The 24,177-nt window shown below is 72.1% G+C and carries 21 protein-coding genes; 18 read left to right on the top strand and 3 right to left on the bottom strand.

Annotation, left to right across the window (positions count from 1 at the left end):
- The first annotated feature begins 39 nt into the window (after window positions 1-39).
- From LCD31_RS14685 to LCD31_RS14725, 9 genes are all read left to right on the top strand, one after another.
- A complete protein-coding gene (locus LCD31_RS14685; RefSeq protein WP_224958767.1) occupies window positions 40-1,083 on the top strand; it encodes a hypothetical protein in 1,044 nt (347 codons plus the stop codon).
- Between the two features lie 67 nt (window positions 1,084-1,150).
- The gene (locus tag LCD31_RS14690) at window positions 1,151-1,654 is read left to right on the top strand and encodes a hypothetical protein (RefSeq protein WP_224958768.1); all 504 of its coding nucleotides are present in this window, start codon (window positions 1,151-1,153) and stop codon (window positions 1,652-1,654) included.
- A 155-nt stretch (window positions 1,655-1,809) separates the two neighbouring features.
- Window positions 1,810-2,370 carry a DUF3558 domain-containing protein gene (locus LCD31_RS14695; RefSeq protein WP_224958788.1) on the top strand — a complete coding sequence of 187 codons (561 nt, stop codon included), beginning with the start codon at window positions 1,810-1,812 and terminating at the stop codon, window positions 2,368-2,370.
- A gap of 242 nt (window positions 2,371-2,612) precedes the next feature.
- Complete coding sequence (locus LCD31_RS14700) at window positions 2,613-2,978, top strand: PE domain-containing protein (protein ID WP_224958769.1); 366 nt, start codon at window positions 2,613-2,615, stop codon at window positions 2,976-2,978.
- On the top strand, window positions 2,975-3,595 hold the full coding sequence (locus LCD31_RS14705; RefSeq protein WP_224958770.1) for a DUF3558 domain-containing protein: 621 nt from the start codon (window positions 2,975-2,977) through the stop codon (window positions 3,593-3,595). Before LCD31_RS14700 ends, LCD31_RS14705 begins: the two co-directional genes overlap by 4 nt.
- 24 nt (window positions 3,596-3,619) lie before the next feature.
- Window positions 3,620-4,879, top strand: a complete 1,260-nt coding sequence (locus LCD31_RS14710) for a hypothetical protein (RefSeq protein WP_224958771.1) — start codon at window positions 3,620-3,622, stop codon at window positions 4,877-4,879.
- A gap of 2 nt (window positions 4,880-4,881) precedes the next feature.
- Window positions 4,882-5,685: an ESX secretion-associated protein EspG gene (locus LCD31_RS14715; protein WP_224958789.1), complete on the top strand. Its 804-nt coding sequence runs from the start codon at window positions 4,882-4,884 to the stop codon at window positions 5,683-5,685.
- Window positions 5,686-5,874: 189 nt separating this feature from the next.
- A complete protein-coding gene (locus LCD31_RS14720; protein WP_224958772.1) occupies window positions 5,875-7,242 on the top strand; it encodes a sugar porter family MFS transporter in 1,368 nt (455 codons plus the stop codon).
- Window positions 7,239-7,868 carry a nucleoside/nucleotide kinase family protein gene (locus tag LCD31_RS14725; protein WP_224958774.1) on the top strand — a complete coding sequence of 210 codons (630 nt, stop codon included), beginning with the start codon at window positions 7,239-7,241 and terminating at the stop codon, window positions 7,866-7,868. Before LCD31_RS14720 ends, LCD31_RS14725 begins: the two co-directional genes overlap by 4 nt.
- 334 nt (window positions 7,869-8,202) lie before the next feature.
- Here LCD31_RS14725 and LCD31_RS14730 read toward each other — a convergent pair whose 3' ends face one another.
- Window positions 8,203-9,093, bottom strand: coding sequence for an NBR1-Ig-like domain-containing protein (locus LCD31_RS14730; RefSeq protein ID WP_224958775.1), 891 nt, complete (start codon window positions 9,091-9,093; stop codon window positions 8,203-8,205).
- Between the two features lie 236 nt (window positions 9,094-9,329).
- Here LCD31_RS14730 and LCD31_RS14735 point away from each other — a divergent pair, with 236 nt between their 5' ends.
- From LCD31_RS14735 to LCD31_RS14750, 4 genes are all read left to right on the top strand, one after another.
- A complete protein-coding gene (locus LCD31_RS14735) occupies window positions 9,330-9,737 on the top strand; it encodes a hypothetical protein (RefSeq protein WP_224958776.1) in 408 nt (135 codons plus the stop codon).
- A 510-nt stretch (window positions 9,738-10,247) separates the two neighbouring features.
- Window positions 10,248-10,553: an acylphosphatase gene (locus LCD31_RS14740; protein ID WP_374108132.1), complete on the top strand. Its 306-nt coding sequence runs from the start codon at window positions 10,248-10,250 to the stop codon at window positions 10,551-10,553.
- A 103-nt stretch (window positions 10,554-10,656) separates the two neighbouring features.
- Window positions 10,657-14,457 (top strand): chromosome segregation protein SMC, encoded by a 3,801-nt coding sequence (gene smc / locus LCD31_RS14745; RefSeq protein ID WP_224958778.1) that lies wholly within the window; start codon window positions 10,657-10,659, stop codon window positions 14,455-14,457.
- A 102-nt stretch (window positions 14,458-14,559) separates the two neighbouring features.
- Window positions 14,560-15,423, top strand: a complete 864-nt coding sequence (locus LCD31_RS14750; RefSeq protein ID WP_224958779.1) for a protocatechuate dioxygenase — start codon at window positions 14,560-14,562, stop codon at window positions 15,421-15,423.
- 137 nt (window positions 15,424-15,560) lie between these two features.
- On the opposite strand, the gene LCD31_RS14755 is transcribed toward LCD31_RS14750, so the two are convergent.
- Both LCD31_RS14755 and LCD31_RS14760 read right to left on the bottom strand, forming a co-directional pair.
- Window positions 15,561-17,072, bottom strand: a complete 1,512-nt coding sequence (locus LCD31_RS14755) for a sodium:solute symporter (protein ID WP_224958780.1) — start codon at window positions 17,070-17,072, stop codon at window positions 15,561-15,563.
- Window positions 17,069-18,262: an anhydro-N-acetylmuramic acid kinase gene (locus LCD31_RS14760; protein ID WP_224958781.1), complete on the bottom strand. Its 1,194-nt coding sequence runs from the start codon at window positions 18,260-18,262 to the stop codon at window positions 17,069-17,071. The genes LCD31_RS14755 and LCD31_RS14760 overlap by 4 nt, the downstream gene beginning before the upstream one ends.
- A gap of 117 nt (window positions 18,263-18,379) precedes the next feature.
- Between LCD31_RS14760 and ftsY the strand changes: the two genes are divergently transcribed.
- The 5 genes from ftsY (at window position 18,380) to LCD31_RS14785 (ending at window position 23,833) form a co-directional block, all read left to right on the top strand.
- Window positions 18,380-19,912 carry a signal recognition particle-docking protein FtsY gene (gene ftsY, locus LCD31_RS14765; RefSeq protein WP_374108131.1) on the top strand — a complete coding sequence of 511 codons (1,533 nt, stop codon included), beginning with the start codon at window positions 18,380-18,382 and terminating at the stop codon, window positions 19,910-19,912.
- An 85-nt stretch (window positions 19,913-19,997) separates the two neighbouring features.
- Window positions 19,998-21,701, top strand: coding sequence for an EndoU domain-containing protein (locus LCD31_RS29575; RefSeq protein WP_224958783.1), 1,704 nt, complete (start codon window positions 19,998-20,000; stop codon window positions 21,699-21,701).
- Window positions 21,698-21,997, top strand: coding sequence for a hypothetical protein (locus LCD31_RS14775; protein WP_224958784.1), 300 nt, complete (start codon window positions 21,698-21,700; stop codon window positions 21,995-21,997). The genes LCD31_RS29575 and LCD31_RS14775 overlap by 4 nt, the downstream gene beginning before the upstream one ends.
- Window positions 21,998-22,160: 163 nt before the next feature.
- The gene (locus LCD31_RS14780) at window positions 22,161-23,498 is read left to right on the top strand and encodes an ammonium transporter (protein WP_224958785.1); all 1,338 of its coding nucleotides are present in this window, start codon (window positions 22,161-22,163) and stop codon (window positions 23,496-23,498) included.
- Window positions 23,495-23,833 carry a P-II family nitrogen regulator gene (locus LCD31_RS14785; RefSeq protein ID WP_224958787.1) on the top strand — a complete coding sequence of 113 codons (339 nt, stop codon included), beginning with the start codon at window positions 23,495-23,497 and terminating at the stop codon, window positions 23,831-23,833. The genes LCD31_RS14780 and LCD31_RS14785 overlap by 4 nt, the downstream gene beginning before the upstream one ends.
- Window positions 23,834-24,177 lie beyond the last annotated feature (344 nt).

Consider the following 24,177-nt stretch of genomic DNA (forward strand, 5'->3'; position numbering starts at 1 on the left):
GGCTGAACTGCGCCGCTGGTTTGATGAGCAGGGAGCGAGATGACCGCGGAAACCGGTGCTGCGGTGAACAAGAACGGGTTTTCGGCGCGTGAAGTGGACGTGTTCGGGCCGGTCGACGGTGACCCCGCGGAGATGGACTTCCAACCTGCGGTGGCCACCTGGTCCCGCACCTCCGATGGCCAGGTCGGACTTGAGCTGTCCGGCCCGTTCGGCGCGCACCACGCGGTGGAGCCGAACCTGTTCAAAGCCCTCATGCTGGTGCGCGCAGAGTTGCAGGAACTGAAGTGGCAGGTGGTCGTCAACGCCGCCCGCCGCGACGCTTGGGGGCCGACCGAGGAACACCCTTGCGCAGTGGATGAGGTGCGGATCTACCCCGACCTGGCAGGCCCGCCGACCACGGAGCCGCTCGACGCGCTCGGTCCGCCGACCGAGCTGGGCGAGCGCGGAATGCTCGTGACCGAGCAGATCTTGTGGCGGGAGGAGTGGGCGGGCCTGACGCGGCCGGGCAAGATGAACTGGACCGAGTTCGACCGCTCCATGCGCGAGATGAGCGCGACGCGGAAGCAGGAGGCCGCCGAGGCCGCGGTTCCAGAACTCCCCCATTCCGAGCCCATTTTCCTCGCCGGTCCGTCACCGGAAGACCCGACGAAGCAGGCGCTGCAGGAGGGCGTCGCGGAGTGGGGCCGCCGCGCGGAGGGCGGCGTTCACCTGCGGGTGCGCGCTCCCGGGGTCCAGTTCGACGACCACGGTGCCGATCTGCTCGCCGCGCTGCAGAACCTGCGGATGGAGTCCTGGCGGCGGCGGTGGGAAGTGCTGGTCAACGGCTCGCTACGCGGGGCGTGGCACGGCACGGAGCAGCACCCCTGCGGCATCGCGCACGTCCGGTTCTACCCCGACCTCACCGGCCCGCCCCTTCCCGAACAGGTCGATGTGCTGGGGACGCCGCCCGGAGATCTGCGCAAGGCGCACTGGGCATCGGTGAGCCAGCAGACCCGGTGGTACCACGACTGGGCTGGCACCACCCCGCCGGCCTGGTGCCAGCCCAAACGCAAGCCGCGGACTGAGGAACAGCAGCCGAGTTGACGACGTCGCGGGAAGAGCACGCGATGAACGGCCCGCACGGCCGTGCGCGGAGGAAGAAGAGGCAACAGTGCAGCACCAGCCCAACGAGCGCGGCGTGTACGTCATCGGCCCGTCACCGGACGATCCGGAGCAGACCGAGATCCAGCAGACCACGGTCAGCTGGTTCAGGACAGCCGATGGGGAAGTGCAGTTGACGTTGGCCGGTCCGACCGGTGGGGAACTCACCGCCACAGGACGTGACGTGTTCACGGCGCTGCTGGTGATTCGAGAGGCACTGCACGATCGTGGCTGGCGGGTGCTGGTGAACGCGGCGCGCAAGGAGGCGTGGGGCGGGACGCCCGAGCATCCCTGCGGACTCGCGCACGTCCGGATCTATCCGACCCTGACCGGCCCGCCCGCCAACGATCCGGTCGATGCGCTCGACATGCCGGATGACCCGGCCCTGGTCGGCAGCGGCTCGGTGATCGAACAGATGCTCTGGCGCGACGAATGGGCGGGCACCACCGAACCCGGGGCGTTGACCTGGACCGACTACGAACGTCGGCGCCAGGAGGCTCGGGCATCCCGGTAGCGACACCTGCCTGACCGGCAGGCGGTCAGCGCGCAGGCGCGCTTCCGAAGGCTTCGTTTGAGGAGATCTCGGCTTCGTTCCGGTCGAGCGAGGCTCAGTTGTAGGAGGACGTGCAGGTGCTTTTCGGTGTCGTTCGTTGGGCCGTGGTGTTCGCGGTGGTCGGGTTTGTCGGGACCGGGTGTGCACTGGGTGGAGATAAGGGCCAGGTGGCAAGCCCTGACATCTCGGCTCCGGCACCCCAGCCCGCTCCGGAACGACCTCGGGAGCTCGCGGTCGTGAACAGGCAGAGCGCGGACATCTGCGGCTTGCTCACCCCGGAGCAGCAGACCCAGGTGGGAGTGGGACGTTCGGGTCCGACGGCTCCCGGAGAAGCACCAGGTTGTGTCTGGCTGAGCGTGCCCGGTGCAGAGCCTGATATCTCGGTCGAGATCGAAGCTTTGAGCAAGGGCATCGAGGGAGCCTATGACCGGTCCGACGAGCCTTTCCCGGACATGGCCGCGTCGTATGCGATCGCAGGAGTTCCCGCCAAGCAGGGGCAGGGGAGCGCGGGGTTGGAGGCGCTCGGATGTCGGGTGGACGTCGATGTGGCGGAAGGCGAGACGCTGGAGGTCTTCTACAGCCCGACCTTGACCGGCACCGTCAGCAACCAGGACATGTGCGCCAGAGCGAAGCAAGCGGCGGAGTTCGCGGTGTCGAACCTGCAGGCGCGGGGCTGAGCGCAGTTCAGGGACGTCGTGATGTGGAAGGTCGTGGGGGCTGGGCCGGGAGGAGTCGGGAACGGGGAGGACGCGACCGGATGCGCTCGACGATCTCGCCTCCGACGATGGTCGGGGCCCGTTCGGGTGTCGGCTGTGCGTTCGGTGTGAAGTTGGTGGAAGACCAGGTCCGGGTGGAACCGCCGCTGCTACTGTCTGCGTCGCACTGGTGATCAGCAGCCGCGACTAGGGGGTTCCCCGCGATGACCGCACCAGCACCGCCCCCCGCACCGGGCGGGCCCGGCCAGACCATCACCGTCACCCCGGAGAACGTCCTGGCGGCGCGCCGGGTGATCGGAGAAGCGGCGTCGAGCGCAAAAGACCGGTTGAATCGACTCGCAGAGAACCTGCGTGTCCTTCCTTCAGCCTCAGATGAGGTCAGCGTGGCGGCAGCCCGGGTCTGGAACGCGAATCTTTTGGGAGAGGGAGATTCGCATTACCGGCGTTTGATCGGTTATGTGCAGGGCGTTGAGCAGCTCGGGGAGCAGCTCGAAGAGGTCGCCAGGCAGTACGGCATCGACGAAGAGGAGATCGCCGCCTCGTTCAAGCAGTCGGGGGAGCGCACGTGACGAAGTATGTGACCAGGCGCGGAGTGCGTGTCGCTGTTCTCTCGGGCCTGCTGCCGTTCTTGGTCGGTGGGTGTGCGCTCAATGAAGCCGAACCCGCAGATCCGCAACAAGGACAGGCCGCACCCGCTCCGGAGACCGGTCCGGATTTGCCGAACCGCCCCCGGGACCTACCTGTCTCGGGCCTCGATGAGGCTCAGATCTGCAAGTTGATCCAGCCGGAACAGCTGGATCAACTCGGTGTCGGAGGAGGTAACCCGGCCCCGAAGCTCAACGAACAGGACTTCCCTGGATGCTCGTGGCTGAGTGAATCGGGCGCGTCGCCGAGCATCGGTGTCCTCCTCTCGGTCGCACCGATGAGCATCCAAGATCGTCTTGCCGAAACCTCCGGCGGCACTGCGACCACCGATACGCTCGACAGCGGTTTCGGTGCCGTTCGATCGCAGGTCCCCGGTGCTGAAAGCCTAGGGTGCGTCGTCGCGGTCGACGTTGCCGAGGGAGAGACTCTGGAAGCTGGACTCTCCTGGCTCGGGGGCGATGAGCTGACCAACCAGGACATGTGCGCCAAAGCCAAGCAGGCGGCGGAGTTCGCCGTGTCGAACCTGCAGGCGCAGGGCTGAGAGAGCGGAATCCAGGGGGCCGGTGTGGAGGATTTGAACCCGATCAGGAACCTGCGCTTCGAGGGTTTCGACATCCCGGAGTTGCTGGGGTGGATCGGCCGGATCAAGGACGGCCGGGGCACCGAGTCGATGGACCAGGCCGCCTCGGCGCTGCAGCAGTGCGCGCAGATCGTGACGGAGCTGGACGAGACGCTGCGGGTGGAGCTCGGCAAGCTGGAGATCGAGTGGACCGGCAACGCGGGCTCGATCGCGCAGGAGGCGACGAAGCAGCAGTCGGCGGTGATGCAGCAGTCGCAGGACCCGCTGGCGACGTCGGCGACGAGCGTGGAGGCGCAGGGCCGCGGCTACGAGTCGGCGAAGAACACGCTGCCGAACCAGTCGGAGATGCACAACGACAAGTCCGAGAACATCTTCGAGAAGGGCTTGGGCTACTTCGGCTACACCAGCGACTACGACGAAGAGGCCAAGAAGATCGACGGCCGCAAGCAGGTCGCGCAGCAGGCCCTGACGTCGTACCGGGACACCACGGTGGCGCAGGCGGAGAACTTCCAGCCGATGCCGGAGATGCAGCCCGCTGCGGTGTCCGCGCAGTCGGCGACGGCGAGCGGCACCGCGGGCGGCGGGATCGGCGCGTTCGCCACGCCGGGTTCGGCCGGGTCGATGCCGGGCGGCGTCGGCGGCGGCTCGGACCCGGGTGGCGGTGGCGTGATCGGCGGTCGGCCCGGCGGTAGCCCGGGCGGCGTGCCGAGTGGTGGCCGCGCGCCGGGCGGCCGCAGCGGCACCGACGAGGAGCCGCACGACGGCGCGGACGGCGGCCCCGGTTCGCGGCCGCACCCCGACGAGGACGGCGGACCGGGCATCGGCCTGGGCGGCGTGCTCGGCATCGGTGCCGGTGGGGCGGCGGTCGCCGGGATCGGCGCGGTCGCGGCGAGCAAGATGCTCGGCGGCAAGGCCGGTGCGCCCGAGGGCAGCGTGCGCGGTGGTTCGGCGGGCGCCGACAAGGGCAAGGGCGGTTCGCTGCGTGGCGGCTCGTCCGGCATCGGCGGCCCGGGGGACACCACGGCCGGGCGCACGGCAGGCGGCTCGGCGACGAGCAAGCCCGCACCGGGTTCGGCGATGGGCCCGGCGGCGACCCGGGGCCAGGGCAAGTCCGACGAGGACGCCGAGCACGAGAACAAGTACTACGAAGAGGAAACCCCGTTCGACGACAACCGCTTGGTGGCCCCGCCGGTGTTCGGCGCGGACCCCGAGCCGGACGCCGATGACCGGAAGAAGCAGGGTTGACGGTGCGTCCCGGAGCCGATGGCGAGCAGATCGTGCTGTCCGCGTTGGAGTTCGACGTGGCGTGCGAGTCGGAGGGGCTGACGGCGCGCAGGCACGCGGTGCTCACGGTGCCCAGCCCCGGAGCCACGCACACCGAGCGCGCCCGGCTGGTCGCGCAGGTGTGGGCGGATCTGCGGGCGCGGCGGCTCGCCGAACCCGGCACGGACCGGCTGGACGAGGACTTCGCGGACCTGCTGGTGCTGCTGGACCGGCCGCAGCTGTCGGTCGACCTGCGGATCTGGGCCCCGGACCGGTCGATCCGGGCGCTGGGCTCGGCGAACGGCGGCGCGGGACTGGTCACGGTCGTCGACGGTGACGTCGTCGAGTTCACGCCGGTGCGGGGGAGCTCGCTGCCCGAAGCCGTCGTGTCCGTCGCCGGAGACGGTCCGCCGGGCGGCGGGCGGCCGGTGAGCGTGCCGAACGACGTGCTGCTGGACGCGAGCGCCCGCGCGGGTCAGGACCTGCGGGTGTTCGAGGACGAGCTGCGCGGCCGCGGCGTGGTGGCCGACGACGCCGCGGTCCTGGCGCGGATGGCCGACGGGATGGGCATGCGCGGCCAGTTCGGCGTGGAGCACGTGCGGAGCCGGTCGGCCGCGCCGCGTCGCGCGGACCGCGTCGTCGGGTTCCACGACACACCGGACGGCCGCTACCTGCACAGCGTGCGGGCCAGCGGCGACGGCCGGTTGTGGAGCACGGTCGCGCCCTGCGACAACCAGCGGCTCGCGGAGTACGTGCGCGAGCTGGTCGCGGAGACCGTCGAGGACTGAGCCGGGCGCCCGGAACCGAGGTCTCCCGCACGTCCCGGGAGACCTCGCTCGCGGGCCCGCACCGCCTCCGAGCGGCCCCCGCCGGTTGCCGCACCCCCGCTCGGCACCAACGCTGGTCATCACGACCGCCGTCATCTAGCGTCTCGTCGGCCGAGCGGCGGAAGATCGACCCAGGAGGACGCACCGAGCATGAGCACCGCAGCCACACCCACCCCCGGGGCCGGACGCGGCGCCGTCGTCGGCGCCGCCACCATCGCCGCGCTCGGCGGACTGCTGTTCGGCTACGACACCGGCGTCATCTCCGCCGCGCTGCTCTACATCGCCCCCGCCTTCGGGCTCGGCGACGGCATGCAGGAGGTCGTCGTCGCCTCCCTGCTGCTCGGCGCGATCGCGGGCGCCCTCGGTGGTGGCCGCTTCGTCGACGGCTTCGGCCGCAAGCGCACCCTGCTGCTGGTGTCGGCCGTGTTCACCGCGGGCGCGCTGCTGTCGGCGCTCGCGATGAACGTGACCGTGCTGATCGTGGCGCGCGTGGTGCTAGGCCTCGCCATCGGCGCCAGTTCCCTGGTGGTGCCCACCTACATCGCCGAGATCGCGCCGCCGGCGCTGCGCGGCCGCCTGGTGTCGATGAACCAGCTCATGATCACGATCGGGATCTTCGCGTCCTACCTGGTCGGCTACGCGTTCGCCGCCGACGGCGGGTGGCGCTGGATGCTCGGGCTGGCCGCCGTGCCGTCGCTGCTGATGCTGTTCGGGCTGCTCGGGCTCGGCGAGAGCCCCCGCTGGCTGCTGTCCCGCGGCCGCACCGAGCAGGCCCGCGCCGCGCTGCTGCGCACCCGCACCCCGGAGGAGGCCGAAGCGGAGCTCGCCGAGATCGGCGAGACGATGCGGGAGGAGCGCCGGTTCACCTACCGCGACCTGTTCGGCCCGCGGCTGCGGCCCGCGGTGCTGCTCGGCGTGGCCGTCGCCGCCACCAACCAGCTCGTCGGCGTCAACGCCGTCATCTACTACGCGCCGACCATCCTCAAGCAGGCCGGGCTCGGCGACTCCGCGGCGATCCTCTCCTCGGTGGGCATCGGCGCCACCAACATGGTGTTCACCGCGATCGCCCTGCTGCTCATCGACCGGGTCGGGCGGCGGCCGCTGCTCATCGGCGGCACGAGCGTCGTCATCGTCGTGCTGTTCGGGCTCGGCGCGCTGTACCTGCTGCCGAGCGTGCAAGGGCTCGGGACGCTGCTGACGATCGGGCTGATGCTCTACGAGGCCGCGTTCGCCGCCAGCCTCGGGCTCGCCATCTGGTTGATCAACAGCGAGGTGTTCCCGACCGCGGTGCGCGGCAAGGCCTCCAGCATCGGGACCGTCACGCACTGGGGCCTGGACTTCGTCATCTCCATCTCGGTGCTCACCCTGATCAACGCGTTCACCGCGACCGGACTGTTCTGGATCTACGGGGTGCTCGGCATCATCGGCCTCACCTACCTCTACCGGAGGTTGCCGGAGACGAAGGGCCGCAGCCTGGAGGACATCGAGACCTCGCTGCGCGGGGAGGCCCGCGCATGAGCACCGTCGCGCTCGACGAACTCGTCCGCCGCGCCCGCGCGCTCGCCGCGGACGGCACCCGGCGCGTCCTCGGCATCACCGGCGCGCCCGGCGCGGGCAAGGGCACCGTCGCCGACGCGGTGCTCGCCGAGCTCGGACCGGCGGCCGTGCTGGTGCCGATGGACGGCTTCCACCTCGCCGAGGCCGAACTGCGCCGGCTGGGCCGCCACGACCGGAAGGGCGCTCCGGACACGTTCGACGCCGCCGGGTACGTGGCGCTGCTTCGCCGGATCCGGGACCAAGGCGGCGAAACGGTGTACGCGCCCGAATTCCACCGCGAGGTCGAAGAATCGTACGCGGGTTCCATCGCGGTCCACCCGGAAACGCCGCTGGTGATCACCGAAGGCAATTACCTGCTGCTGGACTCACCGCCGTGGGACGGGGTCCGGGAACTGCTCGACGAATCGTGGTTCCTCGCCCCGGACGACGGCGAACGCCTTTCCCGGCTCATCGCCCGGCACGTGCGCTACGGCCGTTCCCCGGCGGAGGCGCGGGACTGGGTGCTGCGCAGCGACGAGCGCAACGCCGACCTCGTGTCACCCACCCGGGCGCGGGCCGATCTGCTCGTCACCGGCGACCCGGCCTGAGCCTGTTTTGTCCCGTGGACAATTCGCCTACCTGCGCGGACATTGCTTCCGGCGGTCGCGGCCAATGATCGCTCGACGCGGCCCGCAGCGGCTGGCAACGTAGTCGGCACGGCAGCGGCGGACGACCTTCTGGGGGATCGCCCGCAGGCTGCCGGAGCGATCGCCGCACGTGGGGAACCGGCCGCGGAATTCCGCGACCGGTACGTCTGCGGCGATCACTCGAACCACCGGGAGAGGCGCGGACATGGGGAATCCGAGACCAACCCCTGGGGAATGCGGACGGCGGGTGCCTTCGTCCCGGAAACGCGGGCGGAGGCACCCCCTCCGGAATTGCTCAGGCGGAGCCCGGTGTCACGCGGATGTCGAAGAACACCGGGCGCAGCGCCTGATCGGGGAAGAACAGGTCGCCGTTCTCGTCGACCATCTTCCAGGCGATCTTGCACTGGCCGGTCTTCTCCCCGGCCACGACCGGAACGGTGATCCGCACCTGCTCGCCGGCCGGGGTGTCCCGGATCCACACGCGCTGCGGCGCGGTGCACTCGGCGTCTCCGACCCGCTCGCCGGTCTGCTCCAGGTAGCGCCCGGTCCAGGGCACCCGGCCCACGTTCTTGATGTCCCAGGACTTCACGAAGCTCGTCCCCGCCGGGATCGGCGTCTCGTCCGGCACCGTTTCGCCCAGCATCACCGACGCGTCGCCCGGGATGGGGCGCTCCGGGCCGGACAGCAGGTACCAGCCGAGCGCGGCGGCCACCAGCACCACCGCGGCGCCGGTGCCGGCCAGGATCCAGCCGCGGCGGCGCGCCCGGTCGGGCCCGGACTCCGGGTCGGGTTCGGTGGCGGGAGGGTCGCGCCGCACCGCGGGTTCGGGTTCCGCCGCGGACGGCTGCTCCGCGGCGGAGCGGGCGTGCTCCCAGCGGCGGGACCACTCGCGGCGGACCGTCTCGGCGTCCTGCCCGAGCGCGCCGACCGCGAGGCTGCGCACGTACTCCCACGTCGTCTCCCAGGACGGCAGGTCCTGCCCGCGCGCGGCCGAGGACAGCGCCGACTTCGACGCGGCGGCCCCGAAATCGGCGCGCATCCGGTCGTACGACGGGTCGCCGGCGGATTCCTTGAGCTCGCACAACCGGTAGGCGAACGCGGCGACCGGGCCGTCGGCCGGGTCGGGGCGCAGCTGCTTGCGCCCCCGCTTGCCACCGGCAGCGGGGGTCGCCTCTGATTCGCTCATCGTGGGTGCCTCGTGGAGGTGGGTTCGTGCGCGCGAGCAGCCGCGTGCGGCTCGCCCGGCCGGAGCGGTCGGCGCGGCGCGTTCGGGGACGTGCGCTTCGTGTTTAGCACGGCCCGGTCGAACCCTTCCGCCGCAGTGCGCGGGAATGCACCGTTCGACCGCCGGTGCCGGGCGAACGGGGCAACCGCCCCGGCCGAACGCCCGGGACCGGTCAGCCGGTCACGTCCGCCGAGGGGGTGGCCGAGGTCGTCGGCTCCTCCGCGGAGCTGCTGCGGGTGGTCGGTTCCTCGGTGCGCGAGGCGGAGGGACCGGAGGAGCCGCTGGACTCCGTCGGCGGTTGCGTCGTGGGCTCCGAGGTGTCCGGCGGAGACGTCGGCGGGCTCGACGTGGTGGGCGGCGGCTCCGGCTCCGACGTGGTCGGTGGCGGCGGAGGCGGCGGCTTCGGGGTGCCGGTGTCCGGCGGAACCCAGGTCGGGCGCGGCGGTGGCGGCGGTGCGGAACCGTCGTCCGGCGGCTGCGAGGTGCTCGCGGAGGTCTCGCCGGTCTCCTCCACCTCGCTCGACGCGGTGTCGGCGGGGGAGGTGCCCGGCGGCGGGGGCGGTGCCAGCTGCGGTGGTCCCACCGGCCGCGGCACCCCCGGGTAGCCCGTGGTGGTCAGCAGCGTCGTCCCGCTCGGCGAGACCGCGGGGAACTGCTCGGCGGCTTCGCGCTGCTGGTCACCGACGACGACGGCCGCGGAGGCGGCGAAACCGGTGGCCACGACCACTCCGGTCGTCGCCCACAGGGCGAGTCTTCGCGACCGCGTCCCGGTCGGTTCCCCGGCCTGCGCGGCGGGGTCAGGTGCTAAAGGGTCCATCGTGTCCCACTCGTTCAGTCCCGACGGCACGGGCCGGCGCACCCGTGCCGCTGCTACCGGCGGCGTCCGGTTCGGGCGGAAGTCGACGTTCCGGACGTAGCGCGTGGATCTCGCGACACGGTAGCCGCCTGGGCAAGCCCCGTTCGGGCCGGGTTCCGCGCGCGCAGTCGATCACCCGGGCCGTGCGCTGGTGATTCACCGCGAAAATCCACCGTGGGCACACCTTCGGGTGACGTGTGGTCGCGGAGCGTGCGGGGTGCGGTCGGCGCGGCCCCGCGCGGCGGGCATCATGCGAGGTGTGAGCGATCTCGACGACACCTCCGCCACCACCGAGCAGGCCCGGCTGACGGCTTGGGTGCACGGGCACGTGCACGGCGTCGGATTCCGCTGGTGGACCCGGGCCCGCGCCCTCGAACTCGGCCTGGTCGGCAGCGCCACGAACCTGCCCGCCCGCCGCGTCGAAGTGGTCGCCGAAGGTCCGCGGGACGCCTGCGAGCGGCTGTTGGCGGCGCTGCGCTCCGGCGGGACCCCCGGCGAGGTCGAGCACGTCGCCGAGCAGTGGTCCGAGCCGAAGGGCGACCGCACGGGCTTCGTCGAACGCTGACCCGCCCCGCCCGGCCCGGTTCCGCCGGTGGTGAACATCGCGGCGGGTAGGCTCTGCCGAACGCCGCACGCAGGCAGCACTCGCGGAAAGGTCGATCGCAGCCGTGCACTTGAAGAGCCTGACGCTCAAAGGGTTCAAGTCCTTCGCCTCGGCCACCACGCTGCGCTTCGAACCGGGCATCACCTGCGTGGTCGGGCCCAACGGCTCCGGCAAGTCGAACGTGCTGGACGCGCTGCGCTGGGTGATGGGCGAGCAGGGCGCCAAGGACCTGCGCGGCGGCAAGATGGAGGACGTCATCTTCGCCGGCACCTCCGGCCGCGCGCCGCTGGGCCGCGCCGAGGTCACGCTCACCATCGACAACTCCGACGGCGCGCTGCCCATCGAGTACACCGAGGTGTCGATCACCCGCCGGATGTACCGGGACGGCGCCAGCGAGTACGAGATCAACGGCAACAGCTGCCGCCTGATGGACGTGCAGGAGCTGCTGTCGGACTCCGGCATCGGCCGTGAGATGCACGTCATCGTCGGCCAGGGCCAGCTCGCCTCCATCCTGCAGGCCAAGCCGGACGAGCACCGCAGGCTCGTCGAGGAGGCCGCGGGCGTGCTCAAGCACCGCAAGCGCAAGGAGAAGGCGCTCCGCAAGCTCGACGCGATGCAGGCCAACCTGACCCGGCTCACCGACCTCACCGGGGAGCTGCGCCGCCAGCTGAAGCCGCTCGGCAAGCAGGCCGAGATCGCCCGCAAGGCGCAGACCGTGCAGGCCGACCTGCGCGACGCCCGGCTGCGGCTCATCGCCGACGACCTGCTGTCCTCCCGCGCCGAGCTGGCCCGCGACCAGGCCGACCAGGAAGAGGCGAAGGCCAAGCGCGCCGAGGTCGAGCGCGGCCTGCAGTTCGCCCAGTCCGAGGAGAAGGGGCTGGAGGAGAAGGTCGCCGCCGACGCGCCGCGACTCCACCGCGCCCAGGACACCTGGTACCGGCTGTCCGCGCTGGAGGAGCGGCTGCACGGCACGCTGCGCCTCGCCGCGGAACGGCACAAGCACCTCACCGCGCAGAACACCGAGCAGCGCAGCGGCCGCGACCCCGACCAGCTCGACGCCGAAGCGGAAGAGGCCGCCGAGCAGGAGATCGAGCTCCGCGAGGAGGTCGAGACCGCCCGCGAGGTCCTCGCCGAGGTGGTGCGCCGCCGCTCCGAGCTGGAGGACCGGCTCAAGGAGGCCGAGCGCGAGCACATGGCCGCGGTCCGCGCCATCGCCGACCGCCGCGAAGGCGTCGCCCGGCTCTCCGGCCAGGTCGAATCGATGCGCAGCAAGGCGAGCGCCACCTCCGACGAGCTGGAGCGGCTGAACGTCTCGCTCGCCGAATCGCAGGAGCGCGCCGAGGTCGCCGAGACGGCGTTCGCCGACGCCGAAGCGGAGAGCGGCGGCCAGGAATCCGATGATGCGGGGCTTCCGGAGCGCCAGGCGAACGCGGCCGCGGCCCGGGACGCCGCCCGCTCCCGGGTGGAGGAGCTGGTCAAGGCCGAACGCGCCGCCGAGCGCGAGATCGCGTCCTGGCAGGCCAGGGTCGAGGCGCTGTCGATGGGCCTGAACCGCAAGGACGGCGCGGGCGCGCTGCTCGGCGCGGGGGAGAAGGTGCCGGGCCTGCTCGGTTCGGTGGCGGCGCTGCTGACCGTGGACACCGGTGCGGAAGCGGCGCTGGCCGCGGCGCTCGGCGCCGTCGCGGACGCCGTGGCCGTGTCCGGGGTGGACGATGCGGTGCGCGCCCTGGAACTGCTCAAGTCCGACGCCGCGGGCAAGGCCGGGGTGCTCGTCGGCGGCACGGCCGAACCGGACCGCACCGGCTGGCCGCAGCTGCCCGCGGGAGCGGACTGGGCGGTGGACCTGGTTCGCGCCCCGGACGGGCTGCGCGCGGCGGTGACCACGGCGCTGGACCGGATGGCCGTGGTCGACGACCTCGCCGCCGCCCGCGACGTGGTGCGGCGGAATCCCGAAGTGCGGGCGGTGACCCGCGACGGCGACGTGCTCGGCGGGCACTGGGCCACCGGCGGTTCCGACGACGGGCAGAGCGTCATCGAGGTGCAGGCCGCCGTCGCCGAGGCCGAGCAGGAGCTGGCCGCCGCGCAGCGCCGCCAGGAGCAGCACTCAGCGGCGCTGGAGGGCGCCCGCGCCGAGGAGGAATCCCGCCGCGACGAGGCCCGCGCCGTGCAGGAGCAGATCAACGAGGCGAAGGTCGCCGCGGCCCGCAGCTCCGAACGCGTCTCCAGCCTGCGCAAGGCCGCCCAGTCCGCGGTGGCCGAGGTGGAGCGGGTCCGCCAGCAGCGCGCCAAGGTCGAGCAGTCCCGCGAGCAGGCGCTGGCCTCGCTGGCGGAGCTGGAGGAGCGCCTCGCCGCCGTCAAGGACGAGCAGGAGGAGCAGGCCGAACCGGACACGGAGCTGCGCGACCGGCTCGGCGGCGAGCTCGGCACCCTGCGCCAGGAGGAGATGGACGCCCGCCTCGGCCAGCGCACCGCGGAGGAACGCGCCCGCGCCGTGCAGGGACGCGCCGACCAGCTGCGCCGCGCCGCCCGGCAGGAGCGCGAGGCCCGCGCCCGCGCCGAAGCGGCCCGCCAGGCCAGGGAGCGCGGCGCCCGCGTCGCGAAGGCCGTCGTGGACGGTGCCGAAGCCGCGTTGGAACGGATCGCGGTGTCGCTGCGGGCGGCCACCGAGGAACGCGACACCGCGCAGGCGTTGCAGAGCGAGCACGAGCAGGCGCTGGGCGCGGTGCGCGCGCGGGTGCGGGAGCTCAGCGGCGAGCTGGAAAAGCTCACCGACGCGGTCCACCGCGACGAGGTGGTGCGCGCCGAGCAGCGGCTGCGCATCGAACAGCTCGAATCGAAGATCATCGAAGATTTCGGCATCGGCCTCGACGACCTCGCCGAGGAGTACGGCCCCACCGTCCCGGTCCCGCCGAGTCCCGCCGAGGTCGCCGAGTACGAGGCGGCGAAGGAGCGCGGCGAAGAGGTCACCATGCCGCCGTCGGTGCCCTACGACCGCGCTACCCAGGAACGCCGCGCCAAGCGCGCCGAGAAGGACCTGTCGCTGCTGGGCAAGGTCAACCCGCTGGCGCTGGAGGAGTACGCGGCGCTGGAGGAGCGCTACCGCTTCCTGTCCACGCAGCTGGAGGACATCAAGTCCACCCGCCGCGACCTGCTGGACGTCGTGAAGGAAGTCGACGAGAAGATCCTGGAGGTCTTCCAGTCCGCGTTCCACGACGTCGCCGCCGAGTTCGAGAAGGTGTTCTCGGTGCTGTTCCCCGGCGGCGACGGAAAGCTGGTGCTCACCGACCCGGACGACATGCTCACCACCGGCATCGAGGTGGAAGCGCGGCCGCCGGGCAAGAAGGTCAAGCGGCTGTCGCTGCTGTCCGGCGGGGAGAAGTCGCTGACGGCGGTCGCCATGCTGGTGTCGATCTTCCGGGCGCGCCCGTCGCCGTTCTACGTGCTCGACGAGGTCGAGGCCGCGCTGGACGACACGAACCTGCGGCGGCTGATCATCCTGCTGGACCAGCTGCGCAGCACCTCGCAGCTGCTCATCATCACGCACCAGAAGCCGACGATGGAGATTGCCGACGCGCTCTACGGCGTGAGCATGCGCGGGGACGGGATCACCACGGTCATCTCGCAGCGGCTGCGCGGCGGGAAAACCGGGAAGTCCGGCGAGGGGCCCGCGCCGGAGGCGGTGGCCGACGGCGCGGTGCCCGCGGACGCGGCGCCCACGTCGGCGCAGGAGGCCCCGGCCACCGCTGGAGCGCAGGACGCGGCTCCCGCTGGAGCGCAGGAGGACCCGGCGCAGGAAGATCCGGCGCAGGAGGACCCGGCTCCCGAGCAGGACGCCGCCGCACCCGAGGACTCCGCCGGGAGCTGACCCCGCACGCCCGGTGATCTCGCAGCCGGTTCCCAGCCTCCTCGCAGCTCGCCGCTCTAACTTCGAACTCGTTCCGCGAACGAGACTGCGAAAGAGGGCGGCATGTCGGACCACCACGAAGGGCAGCGGGTCAGCAGGCGATCGATGTTCGCCGGCGTCGGCTCGATCGGCTTGGGCACGTTGCTCGCGGCCTGCGGCTCGCAGGCGGGCGGCAGCACCACCGTCACCACTTCCACGGGGGAGAGCCAAGCGCTCACCCCGCAGACCGCGGCGGACGCGTCGGACCTGTTCTCCGGCGTGAACACCTGCACGCTCACCCCGGACACCACGCAGGGGCCGTACTACTTCGACGCGGACAAGGTCCGCAGCGACATCCGGGAGGACCGGCAGGGCGTGCGGCTGCGGCTGGCGCTGAAGGTGCAGGACAGCGAGACCTGCGCGGCGCTGCCGAACGCGGTCGTGGAGATCTGGCACTGCGACGCGGCCGGGCTGTACTCGGGTGCCGAGTCCCAGTCCTCCGGCGGCGGCGGGGGCATGCCGCCGGGACCGCCGCCGGAGGACGGCGAGAAGCCGGGCGGTGGAGGACCCGGTGGGGGCGGCGGGGACCAGGACCTGGTGCCCACCGACGACAAGCGCTACCTGCGCGGCGCCCAGGTCAGCAACGCCGACGGCGTCGTCGAGTTCACCACCATCTGGCCCGGCTGGTACACCGGCCGCACGGTGCACGTCCACGTGATGGTGCACGTCAGCAACGAGCGGGTGCTGACCAGCCAGCTCATGTTCGACGAGCAGCTGAACTCGGCGGTGTTCGCGCGGGCCCCGTACAGCGAGCACACCGGGCGGGACACGTTCAACGACGGTGACAACATCTTCGAGGATTCGATGCTGCTGAAGGTGGTGCCGGAGGACGACGGCTACCTGGCGTCGATCGTGCTCTCCGCCGATTCCGACCAGGACGGCGCCTGACCAGCACCGGGATCCCGGTCCGACGATCAGCGATGATCGTTGATCACGCTTCAGCCACTAATAACAGCGAGCATTGCGCAGGACGACCGGCGGTGAACGGCTCACCCGCACCGCGAGCGGGCCGTTCACCGGCGGTTTCAGGCGGAGTCGGCGGTGGCCGCCACCTTCTCCGCTTCGGGCGGCGCCGGGTGCCGCAGCGACAGCAGGCCGCCGACCAGCAGCGTGACGATCACCCCGACGGGCGTGAACCACGGGAACGCCAGCGACGCCTCGCCGCCCTCGCCGTCCGGGAACGTCACGCCGAACGCCAGGACGAGCACCACGACCAGCGTCGCCACGAAGGCGATGATCGCGTCGCTCTGCCGCGCCCGCTTCACCAGCAGCCCCAGCAGGAAGGCGCCGAGCAGCGCGCCGTAGGTGTAGCTGGCGATGCTCAGCCCGATCTCCACGACGGGGTTGTCGGTGCTGCTGAACAGGGACGCGAACACCACGAACACCAGCGCCCAGATCAGCGTCCACATCTTGCCGAGCCGCAGCACGCTCGAATCGTCCGCCCCGCTGCCCCCGATCCGCCGGTACAGGTCGCTGACGGTGGAGGTGGACAGCGAGTTCAGCGAGGACGACAGGGTGCTCATCGCCGCGGCGAGGATGCCGGCGATCAGCAGCCCGGACACGCCGGGCGGCAGCTCGGTCACGATGAACCGGGGGAACAGCTCGTCGTCGCTGCCCATGCCCAACGACGCGGGATCGGCCCCCTGGTAGAAGGACCACAGCTGGGTGCCGATGAACAGGAACAGCGCGAACTGCACCGCCACCACGACCCCGCTGGTGATCAGGGCGAGCTGGCTGTCCCGCAGGTTCCGGCAGGACAGCAGCCGCTGCACCATCAGCTGGTCGGCGCCGTGCGAGGCCATCGCGAACACGGCGCCGCCGATCACCGCGGTGAAGAACGCGTACTGCTCGGTGACGATGGACGACCCGAAGTCGAACAGCTGGAACTTGCCCGCTTCCCAGGCGGTCGAGACCCAGTCCCCGGGCAGCTCGCCCGCGAGCACCACCGCGGCCAGCACCGCACCGGCCACGTAGACGAACATCTGGATCGCGTCGACCCACACGACGGCCTTGATCCCGCCGAGGTAGGTGTAGATCACGGTCAGCACCGACAGCGCGAGCACGATCTGCCAGTAGGAGACGCTGAGGCCGAACACCTCCAGCATCACCTTCACCGGGATCGCGGTGGCGAACAGCCGCAGCCCGTCCGCGAGCAGCCGGGTGATCAGGAAGGTCACCGACGCGGTGCCCTGCAACCCGGAGCCGAACCGCTGCCCGAGGAATTCGTAGGCGCTGACCAGGTTCCCGGCGTAGTACTTGGGCAGCAGCACGAACGCCACCACGACGCGGCCGATCAGGTACCCGATGGCCAGCTGGAGGTAGGTGAAGGTGCCGAGGTAGGCGACCGTCGGCACGCTGATCACGGTCAGCGTCGAGGTCTCGGTGGCGACGACGGAGAAGCACACCGCCCACCACGGCAGGGTCCGGCTGCCGACGAAGTACTCCTGCGAGCTGCGCTGCCTGCCGCTGAGCAGCAGGCCCAGCAGCGGCATCGCGACCAGGTACAGCCCGATCACGATGAGATCGATCGACCTCATTCGGCCTCCAGTGTCGTGGGGTGGGTGATGCGCAGGCTCCGCACCGGTCCGGCCGCGGGTTCGGGCAGGCGCAGCGGTCCGGTTCCGGGGGTGAGCGAGCCGAGCAGCCGGGGGCCGTCGGCGCCGGTCGTGCCGGGCACGTTGCCGGGCAGCCCGTTCCAGGTCAGCCAGCCCAGCAGCGCCGCGAGGTAACCCTCCTTGCCCGCGGCGGGCAACCCGAGGTCGTCGCTGACGTGCAGGTCCACCCCGGTGCCGAGCCTGCGCCGCAGCGCGGCCAGCAGCGCCGGGTTGCGCACCCCGCCGCCGGAGGCGACGACCTCGCGCGCGCGGTGCCGGTGGCAGGCGTCGGCGACGGTGGCGGCGGTGAGCTCGGTGAGCGTGGCGAGCAGGTCGGGCCCGTCGAGGTCGGTGCCGCGCAGGACCTCGTCGAGGTAGGCGGCGTTGAAGTGCTCCTTGCCGGTCGACTTCGGCGGCTCCGCCCGGTAGTAGGCGTCGGCGAGCAACCGTTCGAGGAGTTCCGGCCGCACCCGCCCCGCAGCGGCGAGCCGTCCGTCGACGTCGCCGGCCGCCGCCCCGCCGGTGACGCGCGCGGCGGCGGCGTCGAGCAGCGCGTTGCCGGGCCCGGTGTCGTAGGCGAGCGGTTCGGGGCCGCCGACGACGGTGATGTTGGCGATGCCGCCGATGTTGAGCGCGATGACCGGCCCCGGCCGGTCGGCGAGCCACAGCGCGTCGAGCACCCCGGCGAGCGGCGCGCCGTGCCCGCCCGCGGCGACGTCGCGGGCGCGCAGGTCGGCGAGCACCGGCAACCCGGTGGCTTCGGCGATCCACGCGGGCCTGCCGAGCTGGGTGGTGCCGCGCGCCCGCCCGTCCTCCACCCAGTGGTAGAGCGTCTGGCCGAGCGAGGAGATCAGGTCGGCGCCGCCGAACTCGGCGAGGCCGTGCCGGGCCGCGTCGGCGAAGGCGCGGCCGACCTCGGTGTCGAGCACGCAGAACTCCCGCGCGTCCACGGCCGCCGGTGGCAGCGCGGCCTGCAGCCGTTCGCGCAGCGCGGGCGGGTAGGGGACCTCGGCGAACCCGAGCGGCCGCAGTTCGACGACGCCGTCGCCCGCGGTGCTCAGCTCGGCGGCGGCGACGTCGATGCCGTCCATCGACGTGCCGGAGAGCAGGCCGAGGACTCGCCATGAGGACATGCTCAGTGGTGTATTGCACCGAGCTGGGGGACGCAAGCGCCTTTCCGCCATTGTTGGTGAATCGCCCACCTTGGGGTTGTCCCGCTGCTGCTCCGGGCGGGTGCGAGGATGGGCGCCGTGTCCACCTCGAACCTGATCCTGGTCGTCGTTGTCGTCGCCGTCCTGCTGGTGCTGGCCGTGGTCGCCGGCATCGTGCTGGCGCGCAGGCGCCGCATCAGCCTCCGCGAGCAGGAGGCGGAGCGCCCGGCGGTGCAGGGCGGCGGGTACCAGGCGGGCGGCGGGTTCAGCTTCTCCAGCGGCGGGGCGACCGCCGCGCCCGCGGAGGCGGACCAGCCGGAGCACCCGGTCCCGGAGCGTCCGGAGACCGAGGGCCAGCCCGGCGTGGGCGACGACGCCGCGGAACCGAGGGACAGCGCGCGCCGCGGCATCGTGGACGTGCCGCTGCCCGCCGAGGGCGAGGTCGAGGCCGAGACCGGCACGCCCCGCGAGCAGCCCGCCGACACCACCGACACCGACACCGACACCGGCTCCGGCGCGACCGAGACCGACGCCGAACGCGTCCAGGACGGCGCCGACGGTGGCTCGGTCGTCGCCGACGAGATCCCCGGCGACGACTCGACCGGCACCGCGACCCGCGTGCCCGACCAAGGACGGGTGGAGACCCCGCCGGAACCGGCGCCCGCCGCCGAACCGGTCACCGAGGTCGAGGAGATCGAGCCGACCGCGGGCCGGTTGGAGCGGCTGCGCGGCAGGCTGTCCCGGTCCCGCTCCACGTTCGGCCAGGGCCTGCTGGGCCTGCTGGGCGCGGGCGACCTGGACGAGGACTCCTGGGAAGAGGTCGAGGACACGCTGCTGCTGGCCGACCTGGGCGCGGCCACCACGACCGAGATCGTGGAGCGGCTGCGCACCGAGATCGCCTCGCGCGGCGTGCGCACCCCCGACGAGGCGCGGGCGCTGCTGCGCGAGGTCCTCATCGACGCGCTGAGCACCGAGGCGCAGCGCTCGGTGCGCGCCCTGCCGCACGGCGACCCGGCCGACGGCGGCAAGCCCGCGGTGCTGCTGGTCGTCGGCGTCAACGGCACCGGCAAGACCACCACCACCGGCAAGCTGGCGCGGGTGCTGGTCGCCGACGGCCACCGGGTGCTGCTCGGCGCCGCCGACACGTTCCGCGCCGCCGCCGTCGAACAGCTCGCCACCTGGGGTGAGCGGGTCGGCGCCGAGGTGGTGCGCGGCAACGAGGGCCAGGACCCGGCGAGCGTCGCGTTCGAATCGGTCTCCCGCGCCACCGACAGCGGCGTGGACGCGGTGCTGATCGACACCGCGGGCCGGCTGCACACCAAGACCGGGCTGATGGACGAGCTCGGCAAGGTCAAGCGGGTGGTGGAGAAGCGCGCCCAGGTCGACGAGGTGCTGCTGGTGCTGGACGCCACCACCGGGCAGAACGGGCTGGTGCAGGCCCGGGTGTTCTCCGAGGTCGTGGACGTGACGGGCATCGTGCTCACCAAGCTGGACGGCACCGCGAAGGGCGGCATCGTCTTCCAGGTGCAGCGCGAGCTGGGCGTTCCGGTCAAGCTCGTCGGCCTCGGCGAAGGCCCGGACGACCTGGCCCCCTTCGAGCCCGCCGCCTTCGTCGACGCCCTCCTCGGCTGACCGGCCCCCGAACCCCCCGGAACCGGTTGAACGCCGAGTCGCTCGACCGCGAGAATGCCTGAAGATCAGCTCGCGGAGGGGCGCAGTGGACAGGTTCGCGGTTCGGTACGCCTCGCTCGGCGAGGCGCGGCATTCGGTCGAAGGCACCGGTGCCGACATCGAGGAACAGCTCGCCCGGCTCGACGCCTACCTGGGTCCGCTCCGAGCCGGCTGGTCGGGCGTCGCCGCGGACGAGATGGCCCTGAACCTGGCCGCATTGGCGCGCCTGCTGGCGGAGATCGACGAGAACTACCGGCACGCGCATGGGGCCAACCTCGGTATCTGGGGTGGCCCGGCCGCGTCCGGCGGTTCCGCAGGCCCGGCGGGCACCGCGCCGATGTCGGCGGGCGGGTCCGCGGGCGCCGACGAGGTGGACGTCTCGGTCGAGGAACTCCGCCGCGTGGCGCGCTCGTTCTACGGGCTCCAACAGCGTCTCGCCGACAACATGGCGTGGATCAGCAGGAACCTGGCCGAGTCGGCGGCCGGTATGGCCGGGGCGGATCCGGTGCTGGCGTCGTGGCGATCGTTGTACGACCACGCGGTGCGGATGTTGTGGGGAACGTTGCGCGCCGCAACGAACGTGCTCGGCGGGATCGCGCAGGGGATGACGGACACCGGCAACAACTACGTCGACTCCGAGCTCGCCTCCACGGCCGGGCACGGCTCCCGCGTTCCGAACCGGTTGCCCGCGCTCGGTGTCGATGAGGTGCGTCCGAGCGCCCCGCCGCCGTCCTGCGCCGCGGCCGCGCCTGCGCAACCGCGCCCGGACTGGGCGTTCGACTACTGGCCGGACGGGTATCCGGAGCGGCTCCGGTTCGCCGCGGGCGAATGGGAGCACCTGGTCGGAGTGCTGCACGAGATCTCGGCGGAAGGCGACGCGCTGATCGACGGTCTCGTGCGGGACAACCGGGGAGAGGTGTTCGACCGGATTCGCGGGTACTGGGAGACGAAGTCCCAGCTGTGCGGGACCGCGCAGATCTTCCCCGCCGTCACGGCGACCACCACCCTGCTCGCCCAGTCGTGCCGCGAACTGGCGAAGGGCGTCCAGCGAGCGCAGCAGGGCATGCGCACGCTCGCCGAACAGCGTGAAGCTGACCGGTTCCTCGACGTCCTGGCCACGGCCCTGGGCTACCTACCGGGTCCCTGGGCGAAAGCGGCGTCCGCCGCCGTGGACGTCGGGGAGTACTTCGCGGTGCTCGCGATCGTGGAACGGATCAAGAGCAACTACGACGCCGACCGGGAAGTCGCCGTCGCACGCCTCGCCGACAGCGGCGCCGCCGCCCGGTTGCGGGAATGGGCGGGCTCGGACACCGAGATCGGTTCCGAGAGCCGGGTCTACTCCCAGGTGGACGCAGGGCTCGAACAGCGGCTGGGAGACGCGCCGTACGACGGCTGGGCCGCGGTGGACGAACCGCACCCCGACCCGGCTTCGGTGCACATCACGGCGGCGCGGGAGGCGCACGTCCTGGGCGGGGACCGCACGGGCGGCGGGCATCTCGCGGGCACGGGTGCTCCGGGCAAGACCGAATTCCCGGCGGAATGGGACCGGGAATTGATCTTGAACAATGCGCGCAGCGTGGGGCGGAATCCGGATCAGCCGCCAGTGCACGAACCTGATGGGCGCTGGCTGGTCAACGGTGTTCGGGACGGGGTTCGTATCGTCGTCATCCTGGATCCCGATGGATCGGTGGTGACCACCTTCCCGCAAGGCGGCCCAGGCGTGATCGAAAACCCGAGGAGGAAGCGATGAGCATGGACGAGCACGAGTTCATGGATCGGGTCGACGATCTGCTGTCCGCCGTGCAACGGCGGGCCCCGGGCGTTTTCGCGTCGTACCTGTCGAGCGCTGCACGGGCCGGGGAGCACGGGCTGGTCTTGGACAGCATCGCTTGCACGCTGTGCGAGAAGAACATCCCGCTGTCCCCCGAAGAGGCCGCTGAGCTGCGGGAACTGCTGTACTACTTCGAGCTCCCGGTGGACGCGCTGGACTCGATCAACGATCGGGACGCCGTCCTGGCCTCGCTGAACGTGGTGCGCGCGGAGTGAACTCGGCGGCCGGATCTCGGCTCGACGCGTGACCTGGTGGTGACCGGGGAACGTCGCCGTAACACGAGGGCCCGGACAGTTCACGGCGGGGAAACGAGCGGACGGATCGCCTGAAACAGGCATTCCCCAGGATGCGCCCAACCGGTTCGCACGGGGAGGCGACGTGAATTCAGGCGATACCGCATGGGTGCTGATCAGCGCCGCGCTGGTGCTGCTCATGACACCAGGGCTGGCTTTCTTCTACGGCGGCATGGTGCGCGCCCGCGGCGTGCTCAACATGATCATGATGAGTCTGGGAGCGATGGGCGTCGTCGGCGTCCTGTGGGTGCTGTTCGGGTACTCGGCCGCGTTCGGCAGGGACCTCGGCGGGCTCGGGCTGCTCGGTGACCCGGTGCAGTTCTTCGGGCTCGACGGGCTGCTCGGCGAGGACCAGCTGTCCGGGACGATCCCGACGCTGGCGTTCGCCGGTTTCCAGGCCATGTTCGCGATCCTGACGGTCGCGCTGATCTCCGGCGCCATCGCCGACCGGGCCCGCTTCGGGCCGTGGCTGCTGTTCGCGGGGTTGTGGGCGACCGTCGTGTACTTCCCGGTGGCGCACTGGGTGTTCGCGTTCGACGAGACCGACGATGCGGGGAACGTGACCGCGGTCGGCGGCTGGATCGCGAACCGGCTCGCCGCCATCGACTTCGCGGGCGGTACCGCGGTGCACATCAACGCCGGTGCGGCCGCGCTGGCCCTGGCGCTGGTGCTCGGCAAGCGGGCGGGCTGGCCGAAGGGCACCGGGAAGCCGCACAGCCTGCCGTTCGTGGTGCTCGGCGCCGGGCTGCTCTGGTTCGGCTGGTTCGGCTTCAACGCCGGTTCCGCGTTGGCCGCCGACAACTCGGCGGCGGTGGTGCTGGTGAACACGCTGGTGGCGACGTGCGCGGCGATGCTGGCCTGGCTGCTGGTGGAGCGGGTGCGCGACGGTCACGCCACCACGCTCGGCGCGGCCTCCGGCATCATCGCCGGTCTCGTGGCGATCACCCCGGCCTGCTCGTCGGTGACGCCGCTGGGCGCGATCGCGGTCGGCGGGATCACCGGCGCGGTGTGCGCGCTGGCCCTGAGCCTGAAGTACCGGTTCGGCTTCGACGACTCGCTCGACGTGGTCGGCGTGCACCTGGTCGGCGGCCTGGTCGGCACCCTGCTGGTCGGGTTCTTCGCCTCCGGTTCGGCGCCCGCCGGGGTGAACGGGCTGCTCTACGGCGGTGGCTTCGACCAGCTGTGGCGACAGGCGGTGGGCGCCGTGGTCGTGTTCGCCTACTCGTTCGCGCTAAGCCTGCTGCTGGCCTGGATCGTCAAGGCCACCGTCGGTTTCCGGCTGAGCCCGGAGGACGAGGCCGAAGGCGTCGACGAGACCGAGCACGCCGAATCCGCGTACCACTTCGGCGACGGCCGTTCCGCGCGCCGCCCGGCGGTGCGCACCGACGGCGCCGACCGCGAGCTGGAGGGCAGCAACGCATGAAGCTGGTGACCGCGATCGTCCAGCCCAGCAGGCTGGACGCGCTCAAGGACGCGCTGGGGAGGCTGGGCGTGCTCGGCATGACCGTCAGCGACGTCCAGGGATACGGCAGGCAGCAGGGCCACACCGAGGTGTACCGCGGCGCCGAGTACGCGGTGGACTTCGTGGAGAAGGTCCGGGTCGAGGTCGTCGTGGACGACGTGGCGGTGGGTGAGGTCGTCGACGGGATCGTGCGTGCCGCCCGCACCGGCAAGGTCGGCGACGGCAAGGTCTGGGTCACCGCGGTGGATTCCGTGGTGCGGGTCCGGACGGGGGAGACCGGGGTGGCGGCGATCTGACACCGGGCGGTTCCGGCCATCGGTCGGAGGGCTGCCGAGGAGCCGGGTGTGGACCAGCAGGGCCGCCCCCCCCGCCGGGGGGGCCGCCCCCCCGGGGGGGGGGGGGGGCGCCGGCGGGGGGGGCTCACCCGGCGCCCGCCCCGGGGGTCCGCGTCGTCGGCCCCCCGGTGGAGTTGCGTAGCTCTACTCAGCGGCACCGCGGGCTCTCACGGTCTTGCGGGGCCCCCGGCCACGGCAGACTTCAGCGCGTGCCGGGGCCGAGCCGGAGACCCGCCCGCACCGGGGGGCGGACGGGATCGGGCGGGGGCGGTCCGGGCGCAAACCTGGGGGAGCCGGAACACCGG

This window comes from Saccharopolyspora sp. 6M (assembly GCF_020176775.1).
Taxonomy (GTDB): Bacteria; Actinomycetota; Actinomycetes; order Mycobacteriales; family Pseudonocardiaceae; genus Saccharopolyspora_C; species Saccharopolyspora_C gregorii.